Annotated in this window: 25 protein-coding genes and 2 pseudogenes; 8 read left to right on the top strand and 19 right to left on the bottom strand. The window is 75.5% G+C overall.

Annotation, left to right across the window (positions count from 1 at the left end; translation table 11 throughout):
- The 8 genes from OG994_RS09195 to OG994_RS09160 form a co-directional block, all read right to left on the bottom strand.
- Nucleotides 1-1,857, bottom strand: coding sequence for a GH39 family glycosyl hydrolase (locus tag OG994_RS09195; protein WP_328852833.1), 1,857 nt, complete (start codon nucleotides 1,855-1,857; stop codon nucleotides 1-3).
- 190 nt (nucleotides 1,858-2,047) lie between these two features.
- A complete protein-coding gene (gene dinB, locus OG994_RS09190) occupies nucleotides 2,048-3,235 on the bottom strand; it encodes a DNA polymerase IV (RefSeq protein WP_328852832.1) in 1,188 nt (395 codons plus the stop codon).
- Nucleotides 3,236-3,305: 70 nt separating this feature from the next.
- Nucleotides 3,306-3,725: a hypothetical protein gene (locus tag OG994_RS09185; RefSeq protein WP_120329149.1), complete on the bottom strand. Its 420-nt coding sequence runs from the start codon at nucleotides 3,723-3,725 to the stop codon at nucleotides 3,306-3,308.
- Between the two features lie 39 nt (nucleotides 3,726-3,764).
- Nucleotides 3,765-4,286, bottom strand: a complete 522-nt coding sequence (locus OG994_RS09180) for a GNAT family N-acetyltransferase (protein WP_328852831.1) — start codon at nucleotides 4,284-4,286, stop codon at nucleotides 3,765-3,767.
- A 60-nt stretch (nucleotides 4,287-4,346) separates the two neighbouring features.
- Nucleotides 4,347-5,921, bottom strand: coding sequence for an FMN-binding glutamate synthase family protein (locus tag OG994_RS09175; RefSeq protein WP_328852830.1), 1,575 nt, complete (start codon nucleotides 5,919-5,921; stop codon nucleotides 4,347-4,349).
- Between the two features lie 49 nt (nucleotides 5,922-5,970).
- Nucleotides 5,971-6,384: a VOC family protein gene (locus OG994_RS09170; protein ID WP_328852829.1), complete on the bottom strand. Its 414-nt coding sequence runs from the start codon at nucleotides 6,382-6,384 to the stop codon at nucleotides 5,971-5,973.
- A 132-nt stretch (nucleotides 6,385-6,516) separates the two neighbouring features.
- Complete coding sequence (locus OG994_RS09165) at nucleotides 6,517-7,650, bottom strand: peptidoglycan recognition protein family protein (RefSeq protein WP_328852828.1); 1,134 nt, start codon at nucleotides 7,648-7,650, stop codon at nucleotides 6,517-6,519.
- A 104-nt stretch (nucleotides 7,651-7,754) separates the two neighbouring features.
- Nucleotides 7,755-8,447: an RraA family protein gene (locus tag OG994_RS09160; RefSeq protein WP_120331275.1), complete on the bottom strand. Its 693-nt coding sequence runs from the start codon at nucleotides 8,445-8,447 to the stop codon at nucleotides 7,755-7,757.
- Nucleotides 8,448-8,629: 182 nt separating this feature from the next.
- Here OG994_RS09160 and OG994_RS09155 point away from each other — a divergent pair.
- The 4 genes and pseudogenes from OG994_RS09155 to OG994_RS09140 all read left to right on the top strand — a co-directional run bounded on the left by OG994_RS09155 (nucleotide 8,630) and on the right by OG994_RS09140 (nucleotide 12,947).
- Nucleotides 8,630-9,513: pseudogene (locus OG994_RS09155) on the top strand (slipin family protein).
- 107 nt (nucleotides 9,514-9,620) lie between these two features.
- A pseudogene (locus OG994_RS09150) lies at nucleotides 9,621-10,563 on the top strand (membrane protein).
- A gap of 203 nt (nucleotides 10,564-10,766) precedes the next feature.
- Nucleotides 10,767-12,032: an MFS transporter gene (locus OG994_RS09145; RefSeq protein ID WP_407942577.1), complete on the top strand. Its 1,266-nt coding sequence runs from the start codon at nucleotides 10,767-10,769 to the stop codon at nucleotides 12,030-12,032.
- Nucleotides 12,033-12,143: 111 nt separating this feature from the next.
- Nucleotides 12,144-12,947, top strand: coding sequence for a maleylpyruvate isomerase family mycothiol-dependent enzyme (locus OG994_RS09140; RefSeq protein WP_328852827.1), 804 nt, complete (start codon nucleotides 12,144-12,146; stop codon nucleotides 12,945-12,947).
- An 81-nt stretch (nucleotides 12,948-13,028) separates the two neighbouring features.
- Here the strand turns inward: OG994_RS09140 and OG994_RS09135 are convergent, their stop codons facing one another.
- The 6 genes from OG994_RS09135 to OG994_RS09110 all read right to left on the bottom strand — a co-directional run bounded on the left by OG994_RS09135 (nucleotide 13,029) and on the right by OG994_RS09110 (nucleotide 17,018).
- Nucleotides 13,029-13,418, bottom strand: coding sequence for a VOC family protein (locus OG994_RS09135; protein WP_328852826.1), 390 nt, complete (start codon nucleotides 13,416-13,418; stop codon nucleotides 13,029-13,031).
- Nucleotides 13,415-14,131, bottom strand: a complete 717-nt coding sequence (locus tag OG994_RS09130) for a hypothetical protein (protein ID WP_192902281.1) — start codon at nucleotides 14,129-14,131, stop codon at nucleotides 13,415-13,417. The genes OG994_RS09135 and OG994_RS09130 overlap by 4 nt, the downstream gene beginning before the upstream one ends.
- 210 nt (nucleotides 14,132-14,341) lie before the next feature.
- Nucleotides 14,342-14,770, bottom strand: coding sequence for a YchJ family protein (locus OG994_RS09125; protein WP_407942576.1), 429 nt, complete (start codon nucleotides 14,768-14,770; stop codon nucleotides 14,342-14,344).
- Between the two features lie 45 nt (nucleotides 14,771-14,815).
- Nucleotides 14,816-15,439: a class F sortase gene (locus OG994_RS09120; protein WP_328852824.1), complete on the bottom strand. Its 624-nt coding sequence runs from the start codon at nucleotides 15,437-15,439 to the stop codon at nucleotides 14,816-14,818.
- Nucleotides 15,440-15,514: 75 nt separating this feature from the next.
- On the bottom strand, nucleotides 15,515-16,000 hold the full coding sequence (locus OG994_RS09115) for a hypothetical protein (RefSeq protein ID WP_328852823.1): 486 nt from the start codon (nucleotides 15,998-16,000) through the stop codon (nucleotides 15,515-15,517).
- A gap of 193 nt (nucleotides 16,001-16,193) precedes the next feature.
- Nucleotides 16,194-17,018 (bottom strand): ArsR/SmtB family transcription factor, encoded by an 825-nt coding sequence (locus OG994_RS09110; RefSeq protein WP_328852822.1) that lies wholly within the window; start codon nucleotides 17,016-17,018, stop codon nucleotides 16,194-16,196.
- A 107-nt stretch (nucleotides 17,019-17,125) separates the two neighbouring features.
- Here OG994_RS09110 and OG994_RS09105 point away from each other — a divergent pair, with 107 nt between their 5' ends.
- The gene (locus tag OG994_RS09105) at nucleotides 17,126-18,370 is read left to right on the top strand and encodes a lycopene cyclase family protein (protein ID WP_328852821.1); all 1,245 of its coding nucleotides are present in this window, start codon (nucleotides 17,126-17,128) and stop codon (nucleotides 18,368-18,370) included.
- A 30-nt stretch (nucleotides 18,371-18,400) separates the two neighbouring features.
- Here the strand turns inward: OG994_RS09105 and OG994_RS09100 are convergent, their stop codons facing one another.
- On the bottom strand, nucleotides 18,401-19,510 hold the full coding sequence (locus OG994_RS09100; protein WP_328852820.1) for a serine hydrolase domain-containing protein: 1,110 nt from the start codon (nucleotides 19,508-19,510) through the stop codon (nucleotides 18,401-18,403).
- A 152-nt stretch (nucleotides 19,511-19,662) separates the two neighbouring features.
- Between OG994_RS09100 and OG994_RS09095 the strand changes: the two genes are divergently transcribed.
- Together OG994_RS09095 and rnhA are read left to right on the top strand one after the other, a co-directional pair.
- On the top strand, nucleotides 19,663-20,085 hold the full coding sequence (locus tag OG994_RS09095; RefSeq protein WP_120331359.1) for an ASCH domain-containing protein: 423 nt from the start codon (nucleotides 19,663-19,665) through the stop codon (nucleotides 20,083-20,085).
- A gap of 61 nt (nucleotides 20,086-20,146) precedes the next feature.
- Nucleotides 20,147-20,614, top strand: a complete 468-nt coding sequence (rnhA, locus tag OG994_RS09090; protein WP_328852819.1) for a ribonuclease HI — start codon at nucleotides 20,147-20,149, stop codon at nucleotides 20,612-20,614.
- Nucleotides 20,615-20,623: 9 nt separating this feature from the next.
- Here rnhA and OG994_RS09085 read toward each other — a convergent pair whose 3' ends face one another.
- The 3 genes from OG994_RS09085 to OG994_RS09075 all read right to left on the bottom strand — a co-directional run bounded on the left by OG994_RS09085 (nucleotide 20,624) and on the right by OG994_RS09075 (nucleotide 22,400).
- A complete protein-coding gene (locus OG994_RS09085; protein ID WP_120331286.1) occupies nucleotides 20,624-20,842 on the bottom strand; it encodes a hypothetical protein in 219 nt (72 codons plus the stop codon).
- A 51-nt stretch (nucleotides 20,843-20,893) separates the two neighbouring features.
- A complete protein-coding gene (locus OG994_RS09080; RefSeq protein WP_120331287.1) occupies nucleotides 20,894-21,130 on the bottom strand; it encodes a preprotein translocase YidC in 237 nt (78 codons plus the stop codon).
- Between the two features lie 64 nt (nucleotides 21,131-21,194).
- Entirely contained in the window at nucleotides 21,195-22,400 is a 1,206-nt protein-coding gene (locus tag OG994_RS09075; protein ID WP_328852818.1) for an MFS transporter, read from the bottom strand.
- A 5-nt stretch (nucleotides 22,401-22,405) separates the two neighbouring features.
- Here OG994_RS09075 and OG994_RS09070 point away from each other — a divergent pair, with 5 nt between their 5' ends.
- A complete protein-coding gene (locus OG994_RS09070) occupies nucleotides 22,406-22,921 on the top strand; it encodes a MarR family winged helix-turn-helix transcriptional regulator (RefSeq protein ID WP_120331289.1) in 516 nt (171 codons plus the stop codon).
- A gap of 95 nt (nucleotides 22,922-23,016) precedes the next feature.
- Here the strand turns inward: OG994_RS09070 and OG994_RS09065 are convergent, their stop codons facing one another.
- A complete protein-coding gene (locus OG994_RS09065) occupies nucleotides 23,017-23,883 on the bottom strand; it encodes a pentapeptide repeat-containing protein (protein ID WP_328852817.1) in 867 nt (288 codons plus the stop codon).
- Between the last annotated feature and the right edge of the window lie 23 nt (nucleotides 23,884-23,906).

Raw genomic sequence — 23,906 nt, 5'->3', positions numbered from 1 at the left:
TCAGCTCCCGGCCACCTCGACGAGGACGGCGCCCGGCTGCGGCAGGTGCAGCTCCACCACGGCGGCCCCGCCCTCGGTGCCGGTCTCGACCTTCTCCGCCGTCAGCGAGTCGACGGCGCGCAGCGCGTCCCACTGCTCGCCCACCGGCCAGTCGCCGATGCCGAGCCGCTCGGCGAGGGTGGTGATGTCGCCGTGCTCGCGGTCGAGGCGGGTCACGGTGACGGTCCGGCCGGCCGCGCCGTCCACGGCGAGGCGGATCCGCCGGGCGAGCGCCGGGTCACCGTCCCGCTTGGACTGGTCGAGGGTGTGCGCCCAGACCAGGACGGCCAGGGTGCCGTCGGCGCGCCGGCTCGCCCAGGTCTGGACGAGGCCGCCGGCGCCGTCGCCGGACGCGCGCACGGGCAGCTCGGTCTCGCCGAGCTGGCTGAGCATCCGCAGCGCGTGGTAGCGCGGCTTGGCGATCCCGCCGACGGTGATCAGGCCGAAGCCGCCGTGCAGCAGCCGCGGCGGGCGGCCCAGCTCCTCGAAGTGGTCGCTCGCCACCCAGTACGACAGGGCGTCGACCCGCCCGGCGGCCGAGCGCATGCCGCTCAGCAGGAAGGTCGCGGCGGACGTGCCGTCGTTGACGGGGTGGAAGTGGGTCGGGGTGACGCCCCACTCGGTCCAGAGGATCCGCGCGTCCGGGAAGCCGAGCCGGGCGAGGGTGGGGCGCAGGTCCAGCGGCGGACTGCCGTACGTGTGGGTGGAGACGAAGTCCACCGGCGCGCCGGAGCGGCGGGCGTGGGACAGCAGCGCGTCGACCCAGCCGGCGGCGGCCGACGACGGCCCGCCGACCGGGATCCGGGGATCGACGTCCTTCACGGCGCGGGCGGTGACGTCGTAGAGCCGCATCCACTCGTCGCGGGTGCCCGACCAGAACACCTCGAGGTTGGCCTCGTTCCACACCTCGAAGTCCCAGGTCAGGACCTCCTCGCCGTACCGCTCCAGCAGGTGGGCGACGAGGGCGCGGACGAGGGCCGCCCAGCGGTCCCAGTCCTTGGGCGGCGAGATGACGCCCCGGTACTCGAAGACCGTCCGCTGCGGGTCGCTGGCCAGGTCGCGGGGCATGAAACCGATCTCGACGACCGGCCGCAGCCCGGTGGAGAGCAGCAGGTCGTAGACCCGGTCGACGCCGGTGAAGTCGAGGACGGGCTCGCCGTCCACCTCCCGGTAGACGCCCAGGTCGTCGTGGAGGATCGAGTGGGCCCGGACGGTCTCGACGCCGATCTCGTCGCGGACCCGGCGCAGCGCCGCGAGCAGTTCCACGCCGATCTCCCGGCCACCGGAGGTGTCGGTGCAGAGCAGTTGGGACAGGCGCTCGCTGCCGATCATCGGCTGCCACGGACGGGCCAGGGGCGCGCCGGTGGCGGCCGCGTCGACGGTCAGGTCGACGGTGGGGACGGTGGCGGCGGCGGGCAGCGAGGCGCAGGTGACGGTGGCGCCGAGCGGCCCGGTCACGGTGACCTCGGGGACGGCCGCCACGGCGTACGCGTAGGGCTGCCCCGGCTCGCCGGTGGTGTCGACGTACCACGTGTCCGGCACGGCGAGGACGTCACCGCCGAGGTGGTCCACGGGGACCAGCTCGCCGTCGACGGCGCCGTCGCGCACCGGCGCGCGGTGCACGAGGTAGCCGACGGCACCGGGCACCGGCGCCCAGGAGAGGTGGACGTGGCCGACCCCGGGGACCGCGGTCAGCCCGTCCGGCGGCGCGAGGACGGGCGTGCCGTCCGTCGTGCCGTCCTCGTCGCTGCGCAGCGCGATCCGCGCCTCCCAGTCGGTCCGGGCGTCGGCCGGGTGGTGGTCGCTGGTGCTCGTCACCGGGGGCACCTCCTGGTGTGTCGGGTCATCCGGTCCGAGCACTGTAACCGGTTTCTGTCGCGGTCGCGCCCCCCGGTCCGCGACTTTTTCGACCAACCTGATCGGCTCCGGTCACCCCGTACGCCGACGCCGGCCGCCGCCCCGGCAGCGATGATCCCTTCCGGACCGGCGCCCGTCGGGCGGCCGCACGTCAGTCCGGCAGGCGGGGCATCTCCGGCCCGGTGTCGCGGCCGAGCAGCACCGCCCGGGTGAGCGCGCTCGTGCCGAACCGGTCCCGCACCGCGTCCACGGCGGCGTCGAGGCGGGCGCCGGGATCGGGGGTGAACGGCAGCGTCAGCTGCACGTGGCTGTCGTCCAGGTTGGTCACGGCGACGCCGACGAGCGTGACGCCGCGCCGCCCGATCTCGGGCAGCGCGGCACACAGCAGCGCCCGGGCGGTGTCGCGGACGAGCCGCGTGTCGTCGGTGGCCTTGCCGAGCGTGTGCGAGCGGGTCGCCCGGGTGTAGTCGGCGAAGCGCAGCCGCAGCACCACCGTCCGGCCGCTGCGTCCGGCCGCGCGCATCCGCCGCGTCACCCGGTCCACGAGGCCCGCGAGGATCGCGTCGAGGTCGGCCGGCGCGTGCGGTCCGCGGCCGAGCGCGTGCTGCGCCCCCATCGATCCCCGCCGGCGGCCCACCTGCACCGGGCGGGGATCGCGGTTGTGCGCGAGCGCGTGCAGGTGGCGGCCCGCGCCCGCGCCGAGCAGCGACACCAGGGCCGCCTCGCCGAGGCGGGCCACCTCGCCGACGGTGCGGATGCGCCGCTCCCGCAGCTTCGCCGCGGTGACCGGCCCGACGCCCCACAGCCGCTCCACCGGCAACGGGTGCAGGAACGCCAGTTCCGCCTCCGGCGGGACGACCAGCAGACCGTCCGGTTTCGCCACGCCGCTGGCGACCTTCGCGAGGAACTTCGTCCGCGCCACCCCCACGGTGATGGGCAGGCCGACCCGCTCGCGCACGGTGCGGCGCAGTCGCGCCGCGATGTCCTCCGGTGGCCCGGCAAGCCGGCGCAGGCCACCCACGTCGAGGAACGCCTCGTCGACCGAGAGCCCCTCGACCAGTGGCGTGGTCTCCCGGAAGATGTCGAACACGGCGCGGCTGGCCGCCGTGTACGCCGACATCCGCGGCGGCACCACGACCGCGTCCGGGCAGAGCCGGCGCGCCTGGCGCCCACCCATCGCGCTGCGTACGCCCCGGGCCTTCGCCTCGTAGCTGGCGGCGAGCACGACACCGCCACCGACGATCACGGGTCGGCCGCGCAGCCGAGGGTCGTCCCGTTGCTCGACCGAGGCGTAGAACGCGTCCAGGTCGGCGTGCAGGATGGTGGCCCCGGTCGACACGAACACATGTTCGCACGGCCGCCGCGATCGTGGCACTGACCTGCCGGAACGTCCGGCGGAGCGCGACCGGTCAGGCGACCCGCGGCGTGGGCGCGACGCGTGGCGCGGGCTCCCTGCGCGGCGCGGACTCCACGCGCGGCGCGGGCACGACGGGCGGCGCGTCGCGGTGCGCCGGCCCGCCGGCCGGGTCGCCGCCCGCCGCGACGGCGGGGCGTCGCACGACGCCGACCCGGGGGTCGGTGCGGTCGGGTGGGGTGGCGTCCGGCGGCGTGGCGGTCGGGTCGGCGGCCGTGACCGCGGCGAGCAGCGCCAGCAGTCGCGGCACGTCGCCCCGCGCCATCCGGAACGAGCCCCGGCAGACCGCGCCGCTCCACAGGGACAGGACCAGGGCCTCCCGGTCCGCGTGGTAGCTGACCCGCATCGTCCGGTCCCCGCCCCGGGTGTCGGCGAACAGGTCACCGAAGCCGGGGATCGGCAGCACCTCGCCCATGGCAACCAGAATGCAACACCCCGGTCACGATCGGCTAGGTCACAGTTGCCGGAACGGCTCCGCGTACGCGAACTCGCCCCGGATCGCCGGCGACCACGCGCTGAGCGGGCGGGCCATGAAGTAGCGCGGTCCCCACTCGGGGACGGGCGGGGTGACACCGTGGTCGACGGCGGGGCGGAAGCCGAACCGCGGGTAGTACTCGGGGTGGCCGAGCAGCACCACGAGCGCCTCGTCGCGGGCGTCGGCCGCGCCGAGCACCGCGTGCATGAGCGCCGAGCCCACCCCGCGGCGCTGCCACTGCGGCAGCACGCCGAGCGGGCCGAGCCCCAGCGCGACCGGCTCGCCCGCCACCCACCCCCGCGTGCACACCACGTGCCCCACCACCTGGCCGGCGGAGTCCGTGGCCACCAGCGACAGGGCGGGCAGCCAGGCCGGGTCGGCGCGCAGCGCGTCGACGAGGGTGGCCTCGACCGGTACGGCGGCGTCCGGCCGGGCGAAGGCGGCGGTGTGCACCGCGCGGACGGCGTCGACGTCGGCGGGGGTCTCGCGTCTGATCAGCACCGGCCCACGATAGGGGCGTCCCCGGATCCGGCGCCGCCGATTTTTCCTCCGGCGTCCGGCTCAGGTCCGGGCGGTCGGCGAGGGTGGGGCGCTGCCGCCCTGCGGCGCCTCGCCGGTCATCAGGCGGACGATCTCGGCGCGGTCCGCGGCCGACGGCAGTCCCCATCCGGGGCGGTAGCCGTACACCTCGTGCAGCGGGGTGGAGCCGGTACGGCCGTCGAGGATCTCCGCGGCGTCGGTGTCGATGAGGCCGGGGTGCTCGACGCCGCAGGCCTCGGCCACCTTCACGAGGTCGCGGCGCAGCGTCCGGACGTAGTTGGCCGCCCGCACCGACTTCCGCGCCGGGTCGAGGCCGCGGGCCAGCCACGCGTTCTGGGTGGCCACACCGGTGGGGCAGGTGTCGGTGTGGCACTTCTGCGCCTGGATGCACCCGATGGCGAGCATGGCCTCCCGGCCGACGTTCACCATGTCGCAGCCGAGCGCGAACGCGACCACGGCGTTGTCGGGCAGGCCGAGCTTGCCGGCGCCCACGAAGACCACCCGCTCGTGCAGACCCCGCTCGGCGAAGATCCGGTAGACCCGGGTGAAGCCCTGCTGGAAGGGGAGCGAGACCGAGTCGGTGAAGATCAGCGGGGCGGCGCCCGTGCCACCCTCGCCGCCGTCGACGGTCACGAAGTCCACGCCTCGCCCGGTGTCCCGCATGAGGTCGGCGAGTTCCTGCCAGAAGGTGAGGTCGCCGACCGCGGACTTGATGCCGACCGGCAGCCCGGTCTCGGCGGCGAGCAGTTCCACCCAGTCCAGCAGGCTGTCGCAGTCGGAGAACTCCGCGTGCCGCGACGGGCTGACGCAGTCCCGCCCCGCCGGGATGCCCCGGGTGGCGGCGATCTCCGCCGAGACCTTCGCGCCGGGCAGCAGGCCACCGAGGCTCGGCTTGGCGCCCTGGCTCAGCTTGATCTCCAGCGCCCGCACGGGCGCCGAGGCCACCAGCTCCTTGAGGCGGGCCAGGCTGAACCGGCCCCGCCCGTCCCGGCAGCCGAAGTACGCGGTGCCGATCTGGAACACCAGCTCACCGCCGTTGCGGTGGTACGGCGACAGTCCACCTTCCCCCGTGTTCTGGAGGCACCCGGCCAGCGCGGCGCCGCGGTTCAACGCCTCGACGGCGTTGCCGGACAGCGACCCGAAGCTCATGCCGGAGATGTTCACGACCGACTCGGGCCGGAAGGCGTGCGTCCGGCCGCGGGCGGCGCCCAGCACCTTGGCGCAGGGCAGCCGCACGTCGTGCCCGGCCTCGGGGGCCGACGGCGGGACGGCACGCCCGAAGGTGCGGTGCTTGATGATCGGGTACCCGGGGGTGTACTCGATGTCGTTGTCCGTGCCGAAGCCGAAGTAGTTGTTCTGCTGCTTCGCCGACGCGTACACCCAGCGGCGCTGGTCCCGGGTGAACGGGCGCTCCTCGTTGTTGCCGGCCACGATGTACTGGCGCAGCTCGGGCCCGATGGCCTCCAGCAGGTACCGCGCGCGGCCCACGACCGGGAAGGTGCGCAACAGCGCGTGGTCGCGCTGGACCAGGTCCCGCGCGGCGAGGGCCGCGACGGCGGCGGCCGCCGCGGGCAGGACTCGACGTGCCCATCTCATGCCCGGACTCTTTCCGGGATCACCGGCGGGCAAACGGCGTGGCGGCGGATCAGCCCTGGGGCGGGGTGATGTCGACCATCCACGGGATGCCGAAGCGGTCGGTGCACATGCCGAACTCGTCGCCCCACATCTGCTTCTCCAGCGGCATGGTCACGACACCGCCCTCGCTGAGCCGCTCCCAGTAGCGGCGCACCTCGTCGGCGTCGTCCCCGCTGACGCTGACGCTGATGGTGGTGCCGGGCGTGTGCTCCATGCCGGGCGGCAGGTCGGACGCCATCAGCGTGAAGCCCCGGTCGGTCTCCAGCATGGCGTGCATGATCTGGTCGGCCGTGCCCGGCTCCGCGGCGCCGAACTCGCCGAACGTGCTCATCCGCAGCGAACCGCCGAAGACCTGCTGGTAGAACTCCATCGCCTCCCGGGCGTTGCCGGGGAAGTTCAGGTACGGGTTGAGTCGCGAAGCCACAGCACCCTCCTTGGTCGTGACCTGCGTCATCGTGGCAGACGAGGTGGCGGTGGACAACGAGGCGCGAGGGCGTTTCCCCTGTTCGGGGCGGCGGGGGGAGCGACCGACCGGCGGTCGACCCCCCGCCGCTTCTCAGCGGTGCCGGAACGACTGCCGGACGACGCCGCCGACGATGGCGCACCAGGTGCTGGCGTTGACCTTGCCGTTGCGCGGCAACCCGTGCAGGGCCTGGAGGTCCTGCACCGCCTTGCGGGTCGCGTAGTCGTACTCGCCGGTGACGGTGACCTCGGCGTACCCCTTGATGTTGAGGATGAACTGGACGGCGCTGACGGGCAGCCCGCTCGCGTCCTTGTCCAGCTCGGGAACCAGGGTCTCCCAGGTCTGCGGGGTGAGGGTGGCGTCGACGTCCACCGGGATGCCGTTGCGGTACTGCCAGTCCTGCACGGCGGCCACGGTGGCGGCGTCGAAGACGCTGTTGACCGGCACCGTGTAGCCCCGGTGGGCGAGCAGGTACTGCACCACCTGCACGGCGGGGGAGCTGACGAAGCGCCACAGGTCGGGCCAGCGGCGGGCCGGCACGTCCGCGAGGTCGGTGCCGAGCCGGGCGAACACCCGGCGGCGGAGCATGGGGAACTGGCGGTAGAACGCGGCGCCGGGGCACTGCGTGTTGCGGAAGTCCCAGTGGCCGAAGATGTCGTGGGCGTGCAGGCCGTACTGCCGGCAGACCGCGACGCAGAGCTTGACCAGGGAGTCCAGCAGCGCCTGCGGCGGCGTCTCCGTGACGTACGTGCCCTCGTTCTCGATCCCGATGGCACGCCCGTTCTCGCCGGGGCAGTGCGCCGCGATCATCTGCCGGTCGCCGGCCTGCAGGCGCTCCAGGCTGCCCCGCCGGCCCTCCAGCACGTAGCCGCCGCGGCTCACGGTGAAGTGCTGCCCGGTGTCCGACCAGCCGTTGCCGTCCATGTGCAGGTCCTGGCAGTCCCGCGCCAGCTTGACGGCCTGCGCCTCGGAGTAGTCGGTGACGTTCGGGAACGCCATGTGGTGGACGATGATCTTGTTGGTGGCGATGGCGCTGACCGACAGCGGGTCGGCCGGCGGGCGCGCCCCCCACTCGTCGCAGCTGATGATCCAGTCGAGGTCCGCGCCCGGGGCCGCCTTCGCCGCGGACGGGAGGGCGAGTTCGCTCCCGACGACCGCGACCGTCGCGGCGCCGAGGCCGGCCCGCAGCAGGGTGCGGCGGTCCAGTTCGGAATGGTCGACGTGCATGGCATCTCCTCTGCGGCCGAGCGGGGGTGTGTGAAAAGTAGCTCCAGAGGCCGCGCGTGATGTGGAGGATATTGCCAGGCGTCGGTGTCGCGCTAGGCCTGTCCTCACTCCTCGATGGCGCCGCCGGTCCGCCGCAGGTGGCGGCGGAACGTGTACGCGGGGTCCGCGGCCCGGCGGGCCAGGTAGTCGTCGAAGGCGGTCTGCCGGCGCAGGGTCTCGCCCGCCCGGATCCGCGCGGCCTGGTCCCGCTCGACCTCCCGGATGCCGGCCGCGGTCGCCAGCACCTCCTCGGCCCGGGCCGCCGGCACGAAGAGCACCCCGTCGTCGTCGCCGAGGACGACGTCGTCCCGGCCCACCTCGTGGCCGCCCACCCGGGCGCTGGTCAGCGCCTCCGGCTCGCGCGGGTCCACGCGGACCGGCCCGAGTGGACAACTGCCGTAGCTGAAGACCGGCACCCCGATCTCGACCAGCTCCGCCGTGTCGCGGTGCAGCCCCCACACCACCAGTCCGGCGACCCCGGCCGCGGCGGCCTCGAGCACCGCGAGGTCACCCACGCACGCCTCGTCCGACCGGCCGCCGTTGTCGACCACGAGCACGTCACCCGGCGCCGCCACGCCGAACGCCTCCAGGAACACGTCCACGCTGCCGTAGTGCCGCGCCGGCAGCACCCGCCCCGCGATCCGCTGGCCCACCACCACGGGCCGCACACCGGCCGGCGCGGCCCGCAGCGGCACCCCGAGGCGTACGCAGGCGTCGGCCAGCAGTGGCGTGGACAGGTCGGCGAAGCGCTCCAGCATGACGGCCTCCTCGGTGCGGGGCCGTCATCGTAGGAGGGGCGGCGCGGTGGGCGGCCAGATCCAATTCCGGGGGCCTGGTCCCGTGCCCCGGGCCGGGGCCCGTCGGGATCGGAGGACTGACGGGCGGAACAGCGGGTATGCGCGGTTCCGCAACGTGGGTGTCGGTCGGGATCGGGGGTGCCATGGGAGCCGCCGTGGTGGTCGCCGTGGTCGTCGTGGTCGTGATCGCGGTGCTCGTGCTGACGCTCAGCCTGCGGATGGTCCAGCAGTACCAGCGCGGGACGTCTTCCGCTTCGGCCGGGTGCTGGAGGGCGTCCGCGAACCCGGCCTGCACCTGATCGTCCCGATCGCCGACCGGATGGTCCGGGTCAGCATGCAGACCACGGTGATCGGCGTGCCGGCGCAGGGAGCGATCACCCGGGACAACGTGACGCTCACCGTCGACGCCGTCGTCTACTACCGGGTGGTCGACCCGGTCAAGGCGCTGGTCAACGTCCACGACTACCCGTCGGCCGTGCTCCAGGTGGCGCAGACCGCACTGCGCTCGGTGATCGGCAAGGCGGACCTGGACACCCTGCTCGGCGACCGGGACCGCATCAACGCGGAGCTGAAGGCGGTGATCGACGCGCCGACGGAGAAGCCGTGGGGTCTGCTCATCGAGCGGGTCGAGGTCAAGGACGTGTCGCTGCCCGAGGGCATGAAGCGGTCGATGTCCCGGCAGGCCGAGGCCGAGCGGGAACGGCGCGCCCGGGTGATCGCGGCCGACGGCGAGTACCAGGCGTCGCGGCGGCTCGCCGACGCCTCGCGGGCGATGGCGGCCACGCCGGGCGCGTACCAGCTCCGTCTGTTGCAGACCGTGGTGGACGTGGCGGCCGAGAAGAACAGCACCCTCGTGATGCCGTTCCCGGTCGAGCTGCTGCGCTTCTTCGACAAGTTCACCCGGTCGCCGGGCGGGCCGGCCTCCGCCGCGCCCCAGGTCGGTTCGCCGGAGCAGCGGGATCTCGGGCCGCTCACCGGGGACGTGGCCGGCGCCGCCGAGGGCGACGGCCACGGGCGCCGGTCGTGACGGTGACCGTGTCGGGAGTGTCCTCCCCGGGCGTTTGAAGCCCGGTGCGCGCCGGGTAGATGCCGGATTTCGACATCCGCGACCTACCCCGGTGTGGAGGACCTTGAATGAGAGACAACGTCGGCGACGCGGTGGGCGACGCCCTCCGCTCGGTGATGCTCTTCGTGCCCAAGGCCGTCGCCTTCGTGGCCATCCTGGTGGTCGGTTGGCTGATCGCGCGGGCCGCGTCGAAGGTCGTGAACCGGATCCTGGAGCGCGTCGGCTTCGACCGTGCCGTCGAGCGGGGCGGCATCCGCCGGGCGCTGAGCCGGTCCCGGTACGACGCGAGCGATCTCGTCGCCCGGCTCGTCCAGTACGCGCTGCTGCTGGTCACCCTCCAGCTCGCGTTCGGCATCTGGGGGCCGAACCCCGTCTCCGACCTGATCGCCGCGGTGATCGCCTGGCTGCCCCGCGCGTTCGTGGCGGTCGTCATCGTCGTGGTGGCCGCCGCCATCGCCAGCGCCGTCCGCGACGTCATCGGTGGCGCGCTCGGCGGCCTCTCGTACGGCCGGGCGCTCGCGACCGTCGCCTACGTCTTCCTCCTCGGGCTCGGGGCCATCGCGGCGCTCGACCAGATCGGCGTCGCCACGGCGATCACCACACCGGTGCTGATCGCCGTGCTGGCCACCCTCGGCGGGATCCTCGTCGTCGGCGTGGGTGGCGGCCTGATCCGTCCGATGCAGAGCCGCTGGGAGACGTCTGACGCGGGCCGAGCAGGAGTCCCGGCAGATCGCCGAGCAGGCCCGCGCGTACCGGGCCGCCCGCCGCGACGCCGAGCGGTCCCGGGCGGCCACGGACGACCCGGACGCCACCCAGGCCACCACGCCCGCCGACCCGGAGGCGACCCAGGTGGTGTCGCCGGCGGCCGACCCGGACGCGACCCAGGTGGTGCCCCGGCCCGCGGACGCCGCCGCGAGCACCGGCACGTCGGTCCCCGGTCCGCGCGGTGCGGACGACAGCGAGGCCACCATGGTCATCCCGCCCGTCGAACGCCCGTCCGACCACCGCTGAGCCGACCGCGACGGGCGTGGGGCCGGCGCCCCACGCCCGTCGCGTTCCCGACCTGTTCGCGATCACGCTGGGATCGGCGGCCTGCCGCCGTTACGATCCTCGGCATGACCTGGCGACATTGATGCACTGTCGACGGCCGCACCCGTGGGCCGCCGCGGACGCCACACCACCGGCGTCCGCTTCGATCCCACGGGAAAGGCCTCATGACCATCACCACCACCCGCGTGCCGGGCGTCCGCCGCGTGACGGCGACGCTCTACGGGTACGCGTTCCTCACGGACTTCGTCCTGCTCTACCCGGTGTACGTGCTGCTGTTCGCCGACGCCGGGCTGTCGGTCGGGCAGATCTCCTCGCTCTTCGTCATCTGGTCGGCCAGCGCCATCCTGCTGGAGGTGCCCTCCGGCGCCTGGGCCGACGCCGTGTCCCGGCGACTGCTGCTGTGCCTCGCGCCGCTGGTCACCGCCGCCGGCTTCGCCGTCTGGGTGCTCCTGCCGTCGTACCCGGCGTTCGCGCTCGGCTTCCTGCTCTGGGGCGCGGGCGCGGCGCTCGGCTCCGGCGCGCTGGAGGCGCTGGTCTTCACCGAACTCGACCGCCTCGGCGCCGCCGGCCGGTACGCCCGGATGATGGGCCGGGCCAGGACCGCCGGGGTGGTCGGGGCGGCCGCCTCGGCGCCGCTGGCCGCTCCGGTGCTCGCCGCCGGCGGCTACCCGGCGGTCGCCGCGGGCAGCATCCTCGCGTGCCTGCTCGCGGCGGCCGTCGCCACCCGGTTCCCGGAGCACCGCGACACCGACGGCGGGGCCGGGTCCGACGAGGACGACCTGGGCTGGGCGGCGAGCCTGCGCGCCGGGCTGGCCGAGGCGCGCACCGTGCCCACCGTCCGCGCGGCCGTGCTGCTGGTCGCGGCGGTGGCCGCGGGCTGGGGCGCCCTCGACGAGTACACCCCGCTCCTGGCCCGGGACACCGGCCTCGACACCGCCACGGTGCCGCTGCTGCTCCTGCTGGTCTGGGTCGGCACGACCGCCGGCGGGCTGCTCGCGCCGGCCGGGGAGCGGCTCACCACCCGCGGGTACGCGGCCCTGCTCTGCCTCGGCGCACTGACCCTCGCCGGTGGGGCGTTGACCGGGCACCCGGCCGGCTTCGTGCTGGTGGCGGTGGCGTTCGGCGCCTTCCAGCTCGCCACCGTGCTGGCCGACGCCCGGTTGCAGGCCCGCATATCCGGCCCGAGTCGCGCCACCGTCACCTCGCTCGCCGGCCTGGCCACCGACGTCACCATCATCGCCGTGTACGCCGGCTACGGGCTCGTCGCCTCGGGCGCGGGCAACGCGGTGGCGTTCGCGGCGGTGGCCGTGCCGTACCTCGGGGTGGCGCTGCTGCTGATCGGCCGTCGCCGGAACCGGAGCCGGCCGCGGCCGGCCGCCGAACCGGCGGCCGTGGGGGACACCGCCCCGGCCACGGCGCCGCCCGCGTGATGATGTGACGGGGGTCACTTCATCGGGTGTCGGGTCGCCGCCGCCGGCTCCGACCCTTCGGTGAGCGGACATCCGGCCGGGGTGCCGCCGTGAGCGACGAGGAGCGACGGGATGACGGCGGTGCCGGGCATGGGTTTCGACGGCTGGTGCGACGAGATCGTCACACAGGCGGAGGCGATGGCGTCGTACCTGAACGGGGCCGACCTGCGGACGCCGGTGCCGTCGTGCCCCGGCTGGACGGTCGGCCAGCTGGTGCGGCACGTGGGCGCGGGGCACCGCTGGGCCGAGGAGACCGTGCGCACCAGAGCCACGTCCCCGCTGCCCGACACCGACCTGCGGGAGCTGTCCGGGCACACCGGCGGCGATCCCGCGGTGCTCGGGCCGTGGCTCGCCGAGGGCGCCGTGGCGCTCGCCCGGACGCTGCGGGCCGCCGGGCCGCGGGCCACGGTGTGGACGCCGATCCCGGGCCGGACGGACGCGGGCTTCTACGCCCGCCGTTTCGCCCACGAGACGCTGGTGCACCGGGCCGACGCCGCCCTCGCCCTCGGCGTGCCGTTCACCGCCGGGCAGGAGGTCGTGATCGACGCGCTGGACGAGTGGATGGCGCTCGACGCGCTGCCCGTCATGCTGGAGCTCAAGCCCGAGCGGCGCGAGCTGCTCGGGCCCGGGCGCACCGTGCACCTGCACGCCACGGACACGGCGCCCGAGGTGGGAGCGGAGTGGCTCGTGGACCTCACGGGGGACGTCGGCGCGTGGCGGCGCGGCCACGCGACGGCCGCTGTCGCCGTGCGCGGGCCCCTCACCGAGCTGCTGCTCACCGTGTACGGGCGCCGCCCGCTCACCGACGGCACGGTCCGGGTGCACGGCGACCGCGGGTTGCTGGAGTTCTGGCTGGCGCGGGTCAGCTTCGGCTGACCCGCGCCAGCTCCCAGGTCACCGTCGGTCGGCCCGCGCCGGCTCCCGGGTCGGCCTCGGTCGGCCGGCGTCTCGTTCCGGTCAGCCGGCCAGGTGCAGGAACGACCACTGGTGGCCGTCGAGGTCGCGGAAGCCGCGCATGTAGAGCGGGCCGGAGTCCTGGCCGGGGCCGAGCGTCGTGCCGCCGGCCGCGACGGCCCGGTCGACCATCTCGTCGACCTGTTCGCGGCTCGACGCGGCGAGGCCGACGATCACCTCCCGGCTGGTGCCGGTGTCGGTGACCGCGACGCCCGTGTACCCGGCGAAGGCCGACGCGATGTGCAGGATCAGCTGCGTCGTCTCGTTGAGCGGCAGCATCATGCTCGTCCCGTCCGGCGCGGGTCGCTCGCCGGTGAACCCGAGCGACCGGAAGAACTCGGCCGAGGTGGCGAGGTCGCGTACCGGCAGGTTGATGAAGGTGCTGATGGTCATCGGTCGTCTCCGTCCGCCTCCAGGAGCCGCTTGAGCGCGGCCAGCCGGTCCCGCCAGTACGCCTTCAGCTGCGCCGCCTGCTCCGCGTCGGTCACCTTCTCGTGCTGCACCGCCACGCGGGACCTCGTCTCGCCGACCGCCTCGAATCCGGCGACGATCCGCGTCGGCCCGCCGGCCCAGTCCGCCCGGAACGTCCGTGGCGGGGTCGCCGTCCGCAGCCGCACCTCGACGTCGGGCAGCCACCGGGCGCGCAGCGACCCGTCGGCGAACGCGGCGAACAGCCGGTCCACCGGCACGGCGACCGTCCGGCTGCCGCCCGCCGTGTAGTCGCCGCCGCGCCGCTGGCCGGGTGCGCGCAGCCCGCGGGCCTGCTCGTACCCCACGGTCACGGTCTGCGCCCACCAGCCGGGCACGTCGTGCACGGTGACGAGCCAGCGGGCGATCTCGGTGTGGGTGTGGGCGGTGCCGCCCCAGTCGTCGAGCAGGCCGAACCACTGCGCCCAGTCCCGCCCGGTGCGCTCGCGCAGCAGGGCGTCGGCGATGCGGTCGGTCTGCGTGGCCGCCGCCGTGGGCGGCGGGGTCGGGGTGGGCGTTTCGCCCTCGTCGGGCCGGTCGGCCCGGGCCAGCAGGTGTCGGCGGGCCGTCGTGTAGCTCTCGCCGGTCTTCACCATGCGGGCGCGTACCCGCGACTTGAAGGACTTCTGACTGGTCATCACATGCTCCCTGGCAACGGCGCGACCGCAGGGACTCACGCTCCCGTCGGCCCCGCCGGCGGTGGGGCATGTGGCACGCGTCCCGAGAGCTCAGGGCCCCCTTTGCCTCCGCGGAGCCGGCGGCGTGAGCGCCGGGAGGGAGGTGCGGCGCGGGACGGCGCCGCCGTCATCGTAACGCCCCGGGAGGGCCGTGCGCAGGCGCCGGGCCGGTCAGCCCGGTTCGGCGTCCAGGTACACCCAGCGCCCGTCGGCCCGGACGAAGCGGCTGCGCTCGGTCAGCGTGCCCGGCCGCCCCGCCGCGCGGTAGTGCGCGCGGAACTCGACGGCGCCGACGGTGTCGAGCAGGCCGCCGCGGTCCGTGGCGAGGATCTCGAGGCGGGTCCAGCGCCGGTCGGGGTCCAGCGTGATCCGGGCGGGTCGGGTGCGCTCGTGCCAGCTCCGCAGCAGGTATCCGGCGTCACCCACGGCGAAGGCGCTGAACCGGGAGCGCATCAGCGCCTCGGCCGTGGCGGCGTCGACCTCACCGCGGTGCAGCGGCCCGCAGCACCCGGCGTACGGCCCGCCGGACCCGCAGGGGCAGGGCGCCGCCCGGTCGCCGGGCGCGCTGCTGCGTCGGCCGCGCTTCGCCACGGTGCCCATCCTGCCGTACCGGTCCGGCCCGCCTGCGTCGCACCCGGGCCGGCGTCAGCCGGTGCGGGTGGCGAAGACGACGACGTTGTCGACGTAGCCGCCGGTCCGCTCGTCGAACCGGCCGCCGCAGGTGACCAGCCGGAGGGTGGCGCCGCCCGCCGGGCCGTAGACCAGGCCGGTGGGGAAGCGGTCCTTCGGGTACCTGCCGACACCGTCCACGGAGAACGTCGCGACCCGCGCGTCGGCGCGCGTGACGCGGATCGTCTGGCCCGGCCGCAGCCGGCCGAGGTCGAAGAAGACGGCGGGGCCCGCCGCGGAGTCCACGTGCCCGACGAGCACGGCGGCGCCGGTCTCGCCCGGGCTGGGGCCGTGGCGGTACCAGCCGGCGACACCGGGCCCGGGCGGCACCTCGAGGGCGTTGGCGGCGTCCACGCCCACCGGGACGACCTCGGCCCGGACACCGATCGCGGGAATCTGCACGAGCGTCGGCGTGGCGTGCGGCAACGCCGGCAGGTCCGGCGCGGACCGGGTGGCCGCCGGCGTGGCGGCCCCCGGCTGCGGTGGGCGGGGCGGGTCGGCGGTCAGCCCGGCGATGACCAGCCCGACGCCACCCGCGCCGAGCAGGGCGACGGCCGCGACGGCGGCACCCCGCCGGCGTGTCGTGCCGTGCCACCGCACGTGCTCACCTCCTCCGGGCGGGCGGATGCCCGCCCCGGCTCGTCGCCGGTGCGGGCACCCGTGGCGTGGTCGAGGTCAGGCGACGGCGGACGCGGCGCGCCGGCGGCGCAGCAGCAGGACGCTGCCGAGGGCGGCGGCGCCGAGCAGCGTGCCGCCGGCGGCCAGCGCGCCCGTGCCGTCGGCGCGACCGCCGGTGCCCGCCGCGGCGCCGCCGATCGGGGTGACGGTGAACGTCGCGCTGCCGGCAGCGGCGCCGTCACCGCAGGTGGCGGTCACGGTGTAGGTGCCGAGCGTGAACCCGGCGGTGAACAGTTCGGCGCTCAGTCCGCCGCCCGGGGCGGTCGTGGTGGAGCGGACGTTCTGGTCGCGGTTGGGGCCGGTGACGTGGAAGATCGCGTCACCGGACGCCGGATCGCAGGTTGTGGCGGTGAGCACCACCGTGCCGCCCACCGGCGTGCTGGCCGGCGACACGACGGTCTCGGCGAGCGCGGCGCCCGGCAACAGGAGTACGCCGAGACCCACGCCGGCCGCCGCCGACACGAGGACTGTCTTCGTCTTCATACGCGTCTTCCCTCACTCTTCGTCCGCTGAGCACGTGGGACGTCGTTCGGGTGGCCAACTCCGCGACTAGCACCGGTGTGCCCAACACTAGGGCGGTTGGCCCCCCGATCCGGTGAAAACGAGAAATCTTCGTTGCCGTCACGTGTCCACCCGGGAGGCAGAGGGAGCTGCGAAAACGCCGGATGGTGGATGCTCAGCCGGCCGGGGCGGGCTCCGGCAACGGGGCGCCCGTCTCCAGCAGCGTCTTGAGGCTGGCGAGCAGCTCCGGCCAGCCGCCGCTGCCGTCGAGCTGCCCGCTGATGGCCCGGTGCATCTCGCTGTCGGGCGAGAAGTCGTCGTGCACGACGGTGAGCCGGACGGCCGCGCCGTACGGCTCGATCTCGAAGGTCACCTTCGAGCGGCGCTCGCCGAGCCGGGCGGCCAGTTCCTCCTCCGACCAGCCGAAGTGCGCGGCGTGTTCCGGCTGGAATCCGTGCCAGCTGTAGCTCAGCCGCCGGTACGGCTCGGCCACCAGCACCCGCTGGCCGAGATCGCGGAACTCGCCGCCCGGCGCGTCCTGCCAGAGCACCGGCGAGCCGGCCCGCCAGTCCGACTTCAGGGCGACCCCGCCCCAGTACCGGCGGGTGAAGGCGGGCTCGGTCAGCGCGGCCCACAGCCGCTCCGGGGTGGTGTTGATGTAGGTGGTGTAGACGAACGTGGGGCTCTCCACGGGCGCACCCTCCAATGCTGCGCGCAGGTCGGCGAGCGCCTCGGCCCGCTGACGGTCGTAGCGACTCATCCACCGGTCGGTGATGGCGACGATCGGCGCCGCGTCGAGGTAGTGCAGCTTCTCCCGGCCCTGCCGTCGCGTGATCACGAGGCCGGCCGACTCCAGCACCGCGAGGTGCTTGCTCACCGCCTGCCGGGTCATGCCGAGCCCGGCGCAGAGGTCGCGCAGGCTCTGCCCGTTGCGCGTGTTCAGGCGGTCGAGCAGCCGCCGGCGGCTGACGTCCGCCAACGCCCGGAACACCTCGTCCACGCCCCACCTCTCAAGGCAACCGATCGGTTGCCTGTCACGTTAGGCAGCCGTGCGGTTGCCTGTCAACCGCGTCGCCGCGTCACCCCGCCGTGTGGCAGCGTGGACGGATGCGATCCTCGGTCGACGTGGACCTCGCCCTCCTCGGGGGCGGCGGCGCGGCCTCCCTGGTCCTGGCCGCGCTCGACCGGCACGGCGTACGGGGGCTGCGGATGGCCGTCGTCGACCCCGTGCACCGGCGCGGCCAGGACCGGACGTGGGCGTTCTGGGACCGGCCCGGCGGCGACCTCGACGCGCTGCTGAGCGCGAGCTGGCCCCGCGCCGAGGTGCTCACGCCCACCGGACGCCGGGTGCTCGACCTGGCCCCGCTGCGGTACGCGATGCTCCGCTCCGGCCCCGTCTACGAACGGGCCGCCGCCGCGGAGCGGCGCCTCGGCGCGACCCGCATGGTCACCGCCGTGGACACGGTCGACGACGACGGCGACCGGGTCCGGGTCCGTACCTCCGACGGGCGGACCCTGCGCGCCGGCTGGGTGCTCGACTCACGGCCGTGCCCGCCCGCCCGGCCCGGCCGCACGAACTGGCTGCAACACTTCCGCGGCTGGTGGCTGGAGGCCGACGCCCCGGTCTTCGACCCCGGGCGGGCCGTGCTCATGGACTTCCGCACCCCGCAGCCCGCCCGCGGCGTCTCCTTCGGCTACGTGCTGCCGGTCAGCGACCGGTACGCCCTGGTGGAGTACACCGAGTTCTCACCCACCCTGCTCACCGGCGCCGGGTACGACGCCGCGCTGGCCGGCTACCGCGACCTGCTCGGCCTCGACCCGGCCCGGCTGACCGTGCGCGAGGTCGAGAACGGCGTCATCCCGATGACCGACGGCCCGTTCGTCGCCCGCCCGTCGCCGCGGGTGGTGCGGCTCGGCACCGCCGGCGGCGCCACCCGGCCCTCCACCGGGTTCACCTTCTCCGCCATGCGCCGGCAGGCCGACCAGATCGCCCGTGCCCTCGCCGCCGGGCGCCCGCCCGTGCCGCGACCCGCCTACCCCCGCCGGCACCGCTGGATGGACGCCGTGGCGTTGCGCGCCCTGGACCGGGGATCGGTCGGCGGCCCCCAGTTCTTCGCGCGCCTCTTCGACCGCAACCCCGCCGAGCGGGTGCTGCGGTTCCTCGACGGCACCACGACGCCCGCCGAGGAACTCGCCGTCATGAGCAGCACCCGGCTGCGGCCGATGGTCACCGCCGCCGTGGGGGACGCCGCGCACCGGCTGCGCGACCGGCTGCGCCCGCCCCGACCGGCGCCCCTGGTGCCGGCGCCCGTGCGCGACGGGGCCTCCCCGCCGGAACGGGCCGGCGCCTGAGCGGCCCGCGCCCGGCCGGCGTCGACCCCCTCAGCGGGCTCCGGCGACCGCGTCGCGGATCAGCACCCGCAGGTCCTCCATCGGGTCGCCGTCGCCCGCGGAGAGCAGCGTCTTCGTCGCCGCCACGGTCAGACCCAGGTCCGGATAGGCGTACGCGACGCTGCCGCCGCTGCCGGAGGACCCGAAGGCGCCGTCGGGCTCCAGCGCGTACCCCAGACCCCAGGCCATGTCCTGGCCGAAGACCCACTCCGGGCCGGGGGCCGTGGCGCGGGTCGTGACCTCGCGCAGCCGCGCGGGCGAGATCAGCCGTACGCCGTCCACCTCGCCGATCAGCGCCGCGAACATCCGCGCGACGGCGCGGGCGGACATCGTGCCGGTGGCCGGCACGTCGGCGGCGAGGAAGTCCCGGCGGCGCCCCACCTCGGCGCCCGGCCGGACACCGGGCGGCGCGACCCGGTCGAAGTGCGGCAGGTTGGCGCTCGCGACGTCGAACAGCGCGGACAGGTTGCGGTCCGCGACCGGGGCGACCCGGTCCAGCCGCGTCTCCGGTACGCCGAGGAACAGCTCGTCGGCCACGCCGAGCGGCCCGGCGACCTCCTCGGCGAGCACCTGCGACACGCGCCGGCCGGTCACCCGGCGGACCACCTCGCCGACCAGCCAGCCGAACGTCCAGGCGTGGTACGCGGTCAGCGCGCCGGGCGGTGCGATCGGCTCGGTGTCCGCGACGATCGCGCACATCCGGTCCCAGTCGGTGAAGTCCTCCACCGTGACGTCGGCCGGCAGGGTCGGCACCCCGGCCGTGTGGGCGAGCACGTGCCGCAGGGTGATGGCGTCCTTGCCGTGCCGGGCGAACTCCGGCCACACCTCGGCGATCCGCAGGTCGTAGTCGAGCCGGCCCTGCTCGGCCAGCACGTGCACCACCGTCGAGGTGAGACCCTTCCCGGTGGACACGCTCCAGATCGGCGTGTCCGCGTCGAGCGGCCGCCCCGTGGCCGGGTCGGCCACCCCCGCCTGCACCTCGACGATCGCCCGACCGTCCAGGTACGCGACGACCTGCACAGCCGACTCCCGCCCGTCGGCGACCAGCTCGTCGATCGCCTTCCGCACCCGCGCCCGCAGGCCGCTCCAGTCGTCACTCACGACGATCAACCCTGCCAGAGCGGGCCCCGTGCCGGCGCGGCAATTTCCGCCGGTCGCGTCCGGCCCGGTCGCGGGGGCCGGGCCGGCCGGCGAGCCGCGCCGGCTCCGGGGCCGGCACCCGGCCCCGGCCCGCCGCCACTACCCTCGGCGGGATGGATCTCGACGATCTTCCCCGGGCCCGGTTCGCGTTTCCCGGCCCGCTGCGGGACCGGCTGGTGGCCGCGATCCTCGCCGGCACGAAGACGTCCACCACCGGCCTCCTGCTCGGCTACGAGCGGGAGGGGGAGCCCCTGCCCCGCGTGGGCCAGCGCTCGGTGGTGGTCGACTCCGCGGAGCGACCGGTCGCGGTGATCGAGGTGACCGAGGTGCGGGTCCTCCGCCTCGCGGACGTCGACCTGGCGCACGTGGTCGACGAGGGCGAGGGCGACACGTCGGTGGCCGGGTGGCGGGCCGGGCACGAGGAGTTCTGGCACGGTCCGGAGGTCCGGGCGGAGTTCGGCGACCCCGACTTCACCGTGGACGACGACACGCTCGTCGTGGCGGAGCGCTTCCGGCTGGTGCGGACCCTCGCGTAGGAGGCGGGACACGCGGGGCCCGACCGCGTCCGGCCGCCCCGGCGGCAGGTAGGTTGCCGGCATGGTGGACGCGGGCAACGTGGTGCGGATCTGGACCGACGGGGCGTGCAGCGGCAACCCCGGCCCGGGCGGCTGGGGCGCCGTCCTGCGCTACGGCGCGCACGAGCGCGAACTGTGCGGCGGCGAGGCGACCCCGACCACCAACAACCGGATGGAGCTGATGGCCGCCATCCAGGCCCTGGAGAGCCTCACCCGGCCGGTCACCGTCGAACTGCACACCGACAGCACGTACGTGCGCAACGGCATCACCAGCTGGCTCGCGTCGTGGAAGCGCAACGGCTGGCTCACCGCGGCGAAGCAGCCGGTGAAGAACGCCGACCTGTGGCAGCGGCTGGAGGCGGCGTGCGCGCGGCACCGGGTCACCTGGCTGTGGGTGAAGGGGCACAACGGCCACCCGGAGAACGAGCGCGCCGACGCCCTGGCCAACCGGGGCATGGCCGAGGCCCGGGCGGCGGTCGGCGCCCGCTGACGGCCGCCGTCACCGGTTGGGGTCGACGGCTCCGGAGACGTCGTCCACGTCGTACCCCGCGCGGCTGGTCTCCCGCGCCGGGAGCGTGTCCTCGGCCGGCAGGTCGGCGAGGTCGTCGCCGGTGTCCGCGCCGGGCAGGGACTCGCCGGGCCGGCGCAGCGACGCCTGGAGTGCGGTGGTGCCGTCCGGCTCGTCGGTGCCGGACCGGTCGAAGCGTTCGTCGGTCATGCCGGACTCCTGCCCTCCTCGGCGTCCCGCAAACACGGCCGCCGGGCGGGATCAGCGGGCTGCGTCGGGGTGGCCGGGCATCCCGGAGCCGCCGGCGCTGCTGCCGGAGGCGCCGCCGGCCACGCCGGATCCGTCGTCCTCGGTGACCACGTCCGGCCGTACGTCGGTGTCGTCCGGGGGCGGGACGTCGGTGTCCGCCTCGACCTGGACCAGCCGGGCCTGACCGGCCTCGTCCTCGGCGTGCTCCGGGTCGACCGGCTGCTCGCCCTGCCGCGTTCTGAACCCCACGGTCGCCTCCCGTCCGCGCCGTCTCCGGTCGGCCGTACCTACCCGGGGGCAAACCGGCGAAACGTCAACCGGCCGGACCGGCCGGGGCGACCGGATCGGGGATCCGGTCCGTCCCGACCGGCGGCGTGCCGGGGTCCCGCAGCGTGCGGCGGCGGGTGACGGCGGTGGCGAGGGCGAGCACCAGCGCCGCGCCCACCACCAGGAAGGCGGCCGCGTTGCCGAACCGGTCGTTGACCGCCCCGCTGGTCGCCGCGCCGAGGGCGGTGCCGAGCTGGCCGGCGGTGAGCAGCCAGCCGTACGCCTCGGCGAGCCGTGGCGCGGGTGTGGCCCGGGCGAGGATCTCGTCGGTGACCGCCAGCCAGGGCGCGAGCCCCAGGCCGAAGACGGCCAGCACCACGGCCATCTGCGCGACGGTACGGGGGAGCGGCAGGGCGAGCGAGGTGACCGCCAGCGTCCCGAGCAACCCGAGGTAGGCGGCGCCGGGGGTGCCCGGACGGCCCAGGCGGGCGAGGAGCAGGCCACCGACCAGGCTCCCGGCGGACCAGACGGCGACCAGCATCCCGGCCTGGTCGGGGTGCCCGACGGCGGCCGCGAACGCGGGCACCAGCACCCACATGGCGCCCATGCAGGTGGTGTAGGCGAGGTGCGTGCCGAGCAGCGTCCGCAGGGTGGCCCGGCCCGGCGGGGGAGTCGGGGCGGCCGCCCGGCGGGCGTCCCCCGGAGCGCGGGGGATGACAAACGCGGTGGCGACCAGCGCGGCGGTGCCCACCGAGGCGAAGCCGAGCAACGCGCCCGCCGGGCCGGTCGCCAGGAGACTCAGGGTCACCACCAGCGGTCCGCCCACGTAGAGCAGTTCCTGCGCGACGGCGTTGAGCGCGTAGGCGCGGCCGAGCGCCGGGGCGGGAACGACCACGGCGAGCCGGGCCCGCCCGCTGCCCATCACCGGCGGGCTGGACAGGCCGGCGCCGGCGGCGAACGCCACGAAGACCCACGGGTCGGTGGCGACCGCGAGACCGAGCAGCGCGACCAGGTGGCCGACGCCGCTGGCGAGCAGCACGGGCCGGTCGCCGAGCCGCCTCAGCAGCCGTCCGGCCACCGGGGCGGTGAGGGCCAGCCCGATCCCGCACGCCGCGCTGGCCGCGCCGGCGGCGGCGAAGCTCCCGGTGTTGTGGTGGCCGAGCAGCACGACGAGCAGGTGCCGCATCGCGACCGGCAGGTAGCCGAGGTTCATCAGGACGATGAGGGCCAGCGCCCGACGCGGTACATTCACAGCTTATGTATCTACCCGACGGTGGTGCGACGAACCTCCTCGGCGCGCTGGCGCTCCTCGTCGGCTCGCGGATGCGGGCGGCGGTCACCGGGCCCGCGGGCGCCGGCGGGGCGCTGGCCGAGGCGCTGGTCGTCCTGAAGGACCAGCCCGGCGTGACCGCCGAATGGCTCCGCCAGGTACTCGGCCTCACCCAGCCCGGAGCGGCCCACCTCGTCCGGCGCCTGCGCGAGCAGGGCTGGCTGGAACGCCGGCCCGGCCCGGACGCGCGCAGCCGCGCCCTGCACCTGACCCCGGCGGGCGTCGCGGCGGCGCGGGACGTCCTGCGGGCCCGCGAGGAGGTCCTCGCCGACCTGCTGGCGCCGCTCGACGCCGAGCAGCGGGAGCAACTCGCCGGCATCGCCCGGACCCTGCTGCGCCACGAGGTCACCGACCGGCGCAGCCTCGCGTACCTCTGCCGGCTCTGCGACCGCGCCCACTGCCCGGCCTGCCCGGTCCACGCGGGCCTGCGCGAGGAGCCCTGACCCCCTCCCGTCCCCCGTCGATCTTGCACTTTCGGCCCCCGATCTGCGGCGTTCGTCCCGTATGCCGGGGCAGAAACTGCAAGATCGCGGAGTTGTCAGCGGGGGCGGCGGGGGCGGCGGCGGGCGGGGACGAGCGGCAGGCTCGTCCAGTGCGGCGGGCGGCGCAGGCGTGCCGGCAGCGCCGTACGCGCGTCGCCGCGCGCCGCGTCGAGCTGCGACTGGTGCACGAAGAGGGCGCGGGACAGGTCCGCCCCGCGCAGGTCGGCGCCGCGCAGGTCCGCCCCGGTGAGGTCGGCCAGGTGCAGGTCGGCGCCGCGCAGGTCGGCGCCGATCAGCAGCGCTCCCCGCAGGTTGGCGCGGCGCAGGTCGGCGCGGCGCAGGTCCGCCCCGAACAGGTGGGCGCCCCGGTGGTCCGCCCCCGGCCGCCCGCCGCGGGACCGGGCCGCGTCACCGGCCCGGGACAGCAGCGGGTTGACGCGGTCCCGGTACGCGCCGACGTCCACCGCCAGCAACTCCTCCGGGCTGCCGGCCGTGACGCGCTCGGTCTCCGCGCGGGCCCGCTCCAGCTCCCCGCGCAGCGCCGCCGGCGGATCCAGCGCCAGCGCCTCGGTCAGGTACCACAGCAGTTCGTGCAGCGGCCGCATCACCGCGAACGTGTCGAACATGAGCGTCGCCGTCTCGGGCGCGGCCCGCCAGTCCCGCCCGCCGAAGGTGACCTGGGCGACCTGCTGCCCGGCGCCGAAGCAGTCGAAGACCGTGCAGCCGGGAAAGCCCCGCGCGCGCAGCTCGGCGTGGATCCCGCACCGGTTGTCGGCGCGCAGGTGGGTGCAGGGCCGTCCGGCGGGCTTGTCGACGGCGAAGTCGGCGGACGCCGCGAAGGCGGGGGCGACGCAGCAGAGCCCGAAGCACCGGGCGCAGTCGGCGCGCAGGTCGTCCCGCGTCGACCGCGACGTCTCCGACATGCTGACCGTTCTCCTACCGCTCG

Origin of the sequence: Micromonospora globbae, assembly GCF_036184225.1 — a bacterium.
Taxonomy (GTDB): Bacteria; Actinomycetota; Actinomycetes; order Mycobacteriales; family Micromonosporaceae; genus Micromonospora; species Micromonospora globbae.
Note: the sequence above shows the minus strand (reverse complement) of the source record. Positions and strands in the feature narration are given on the sequence as shown.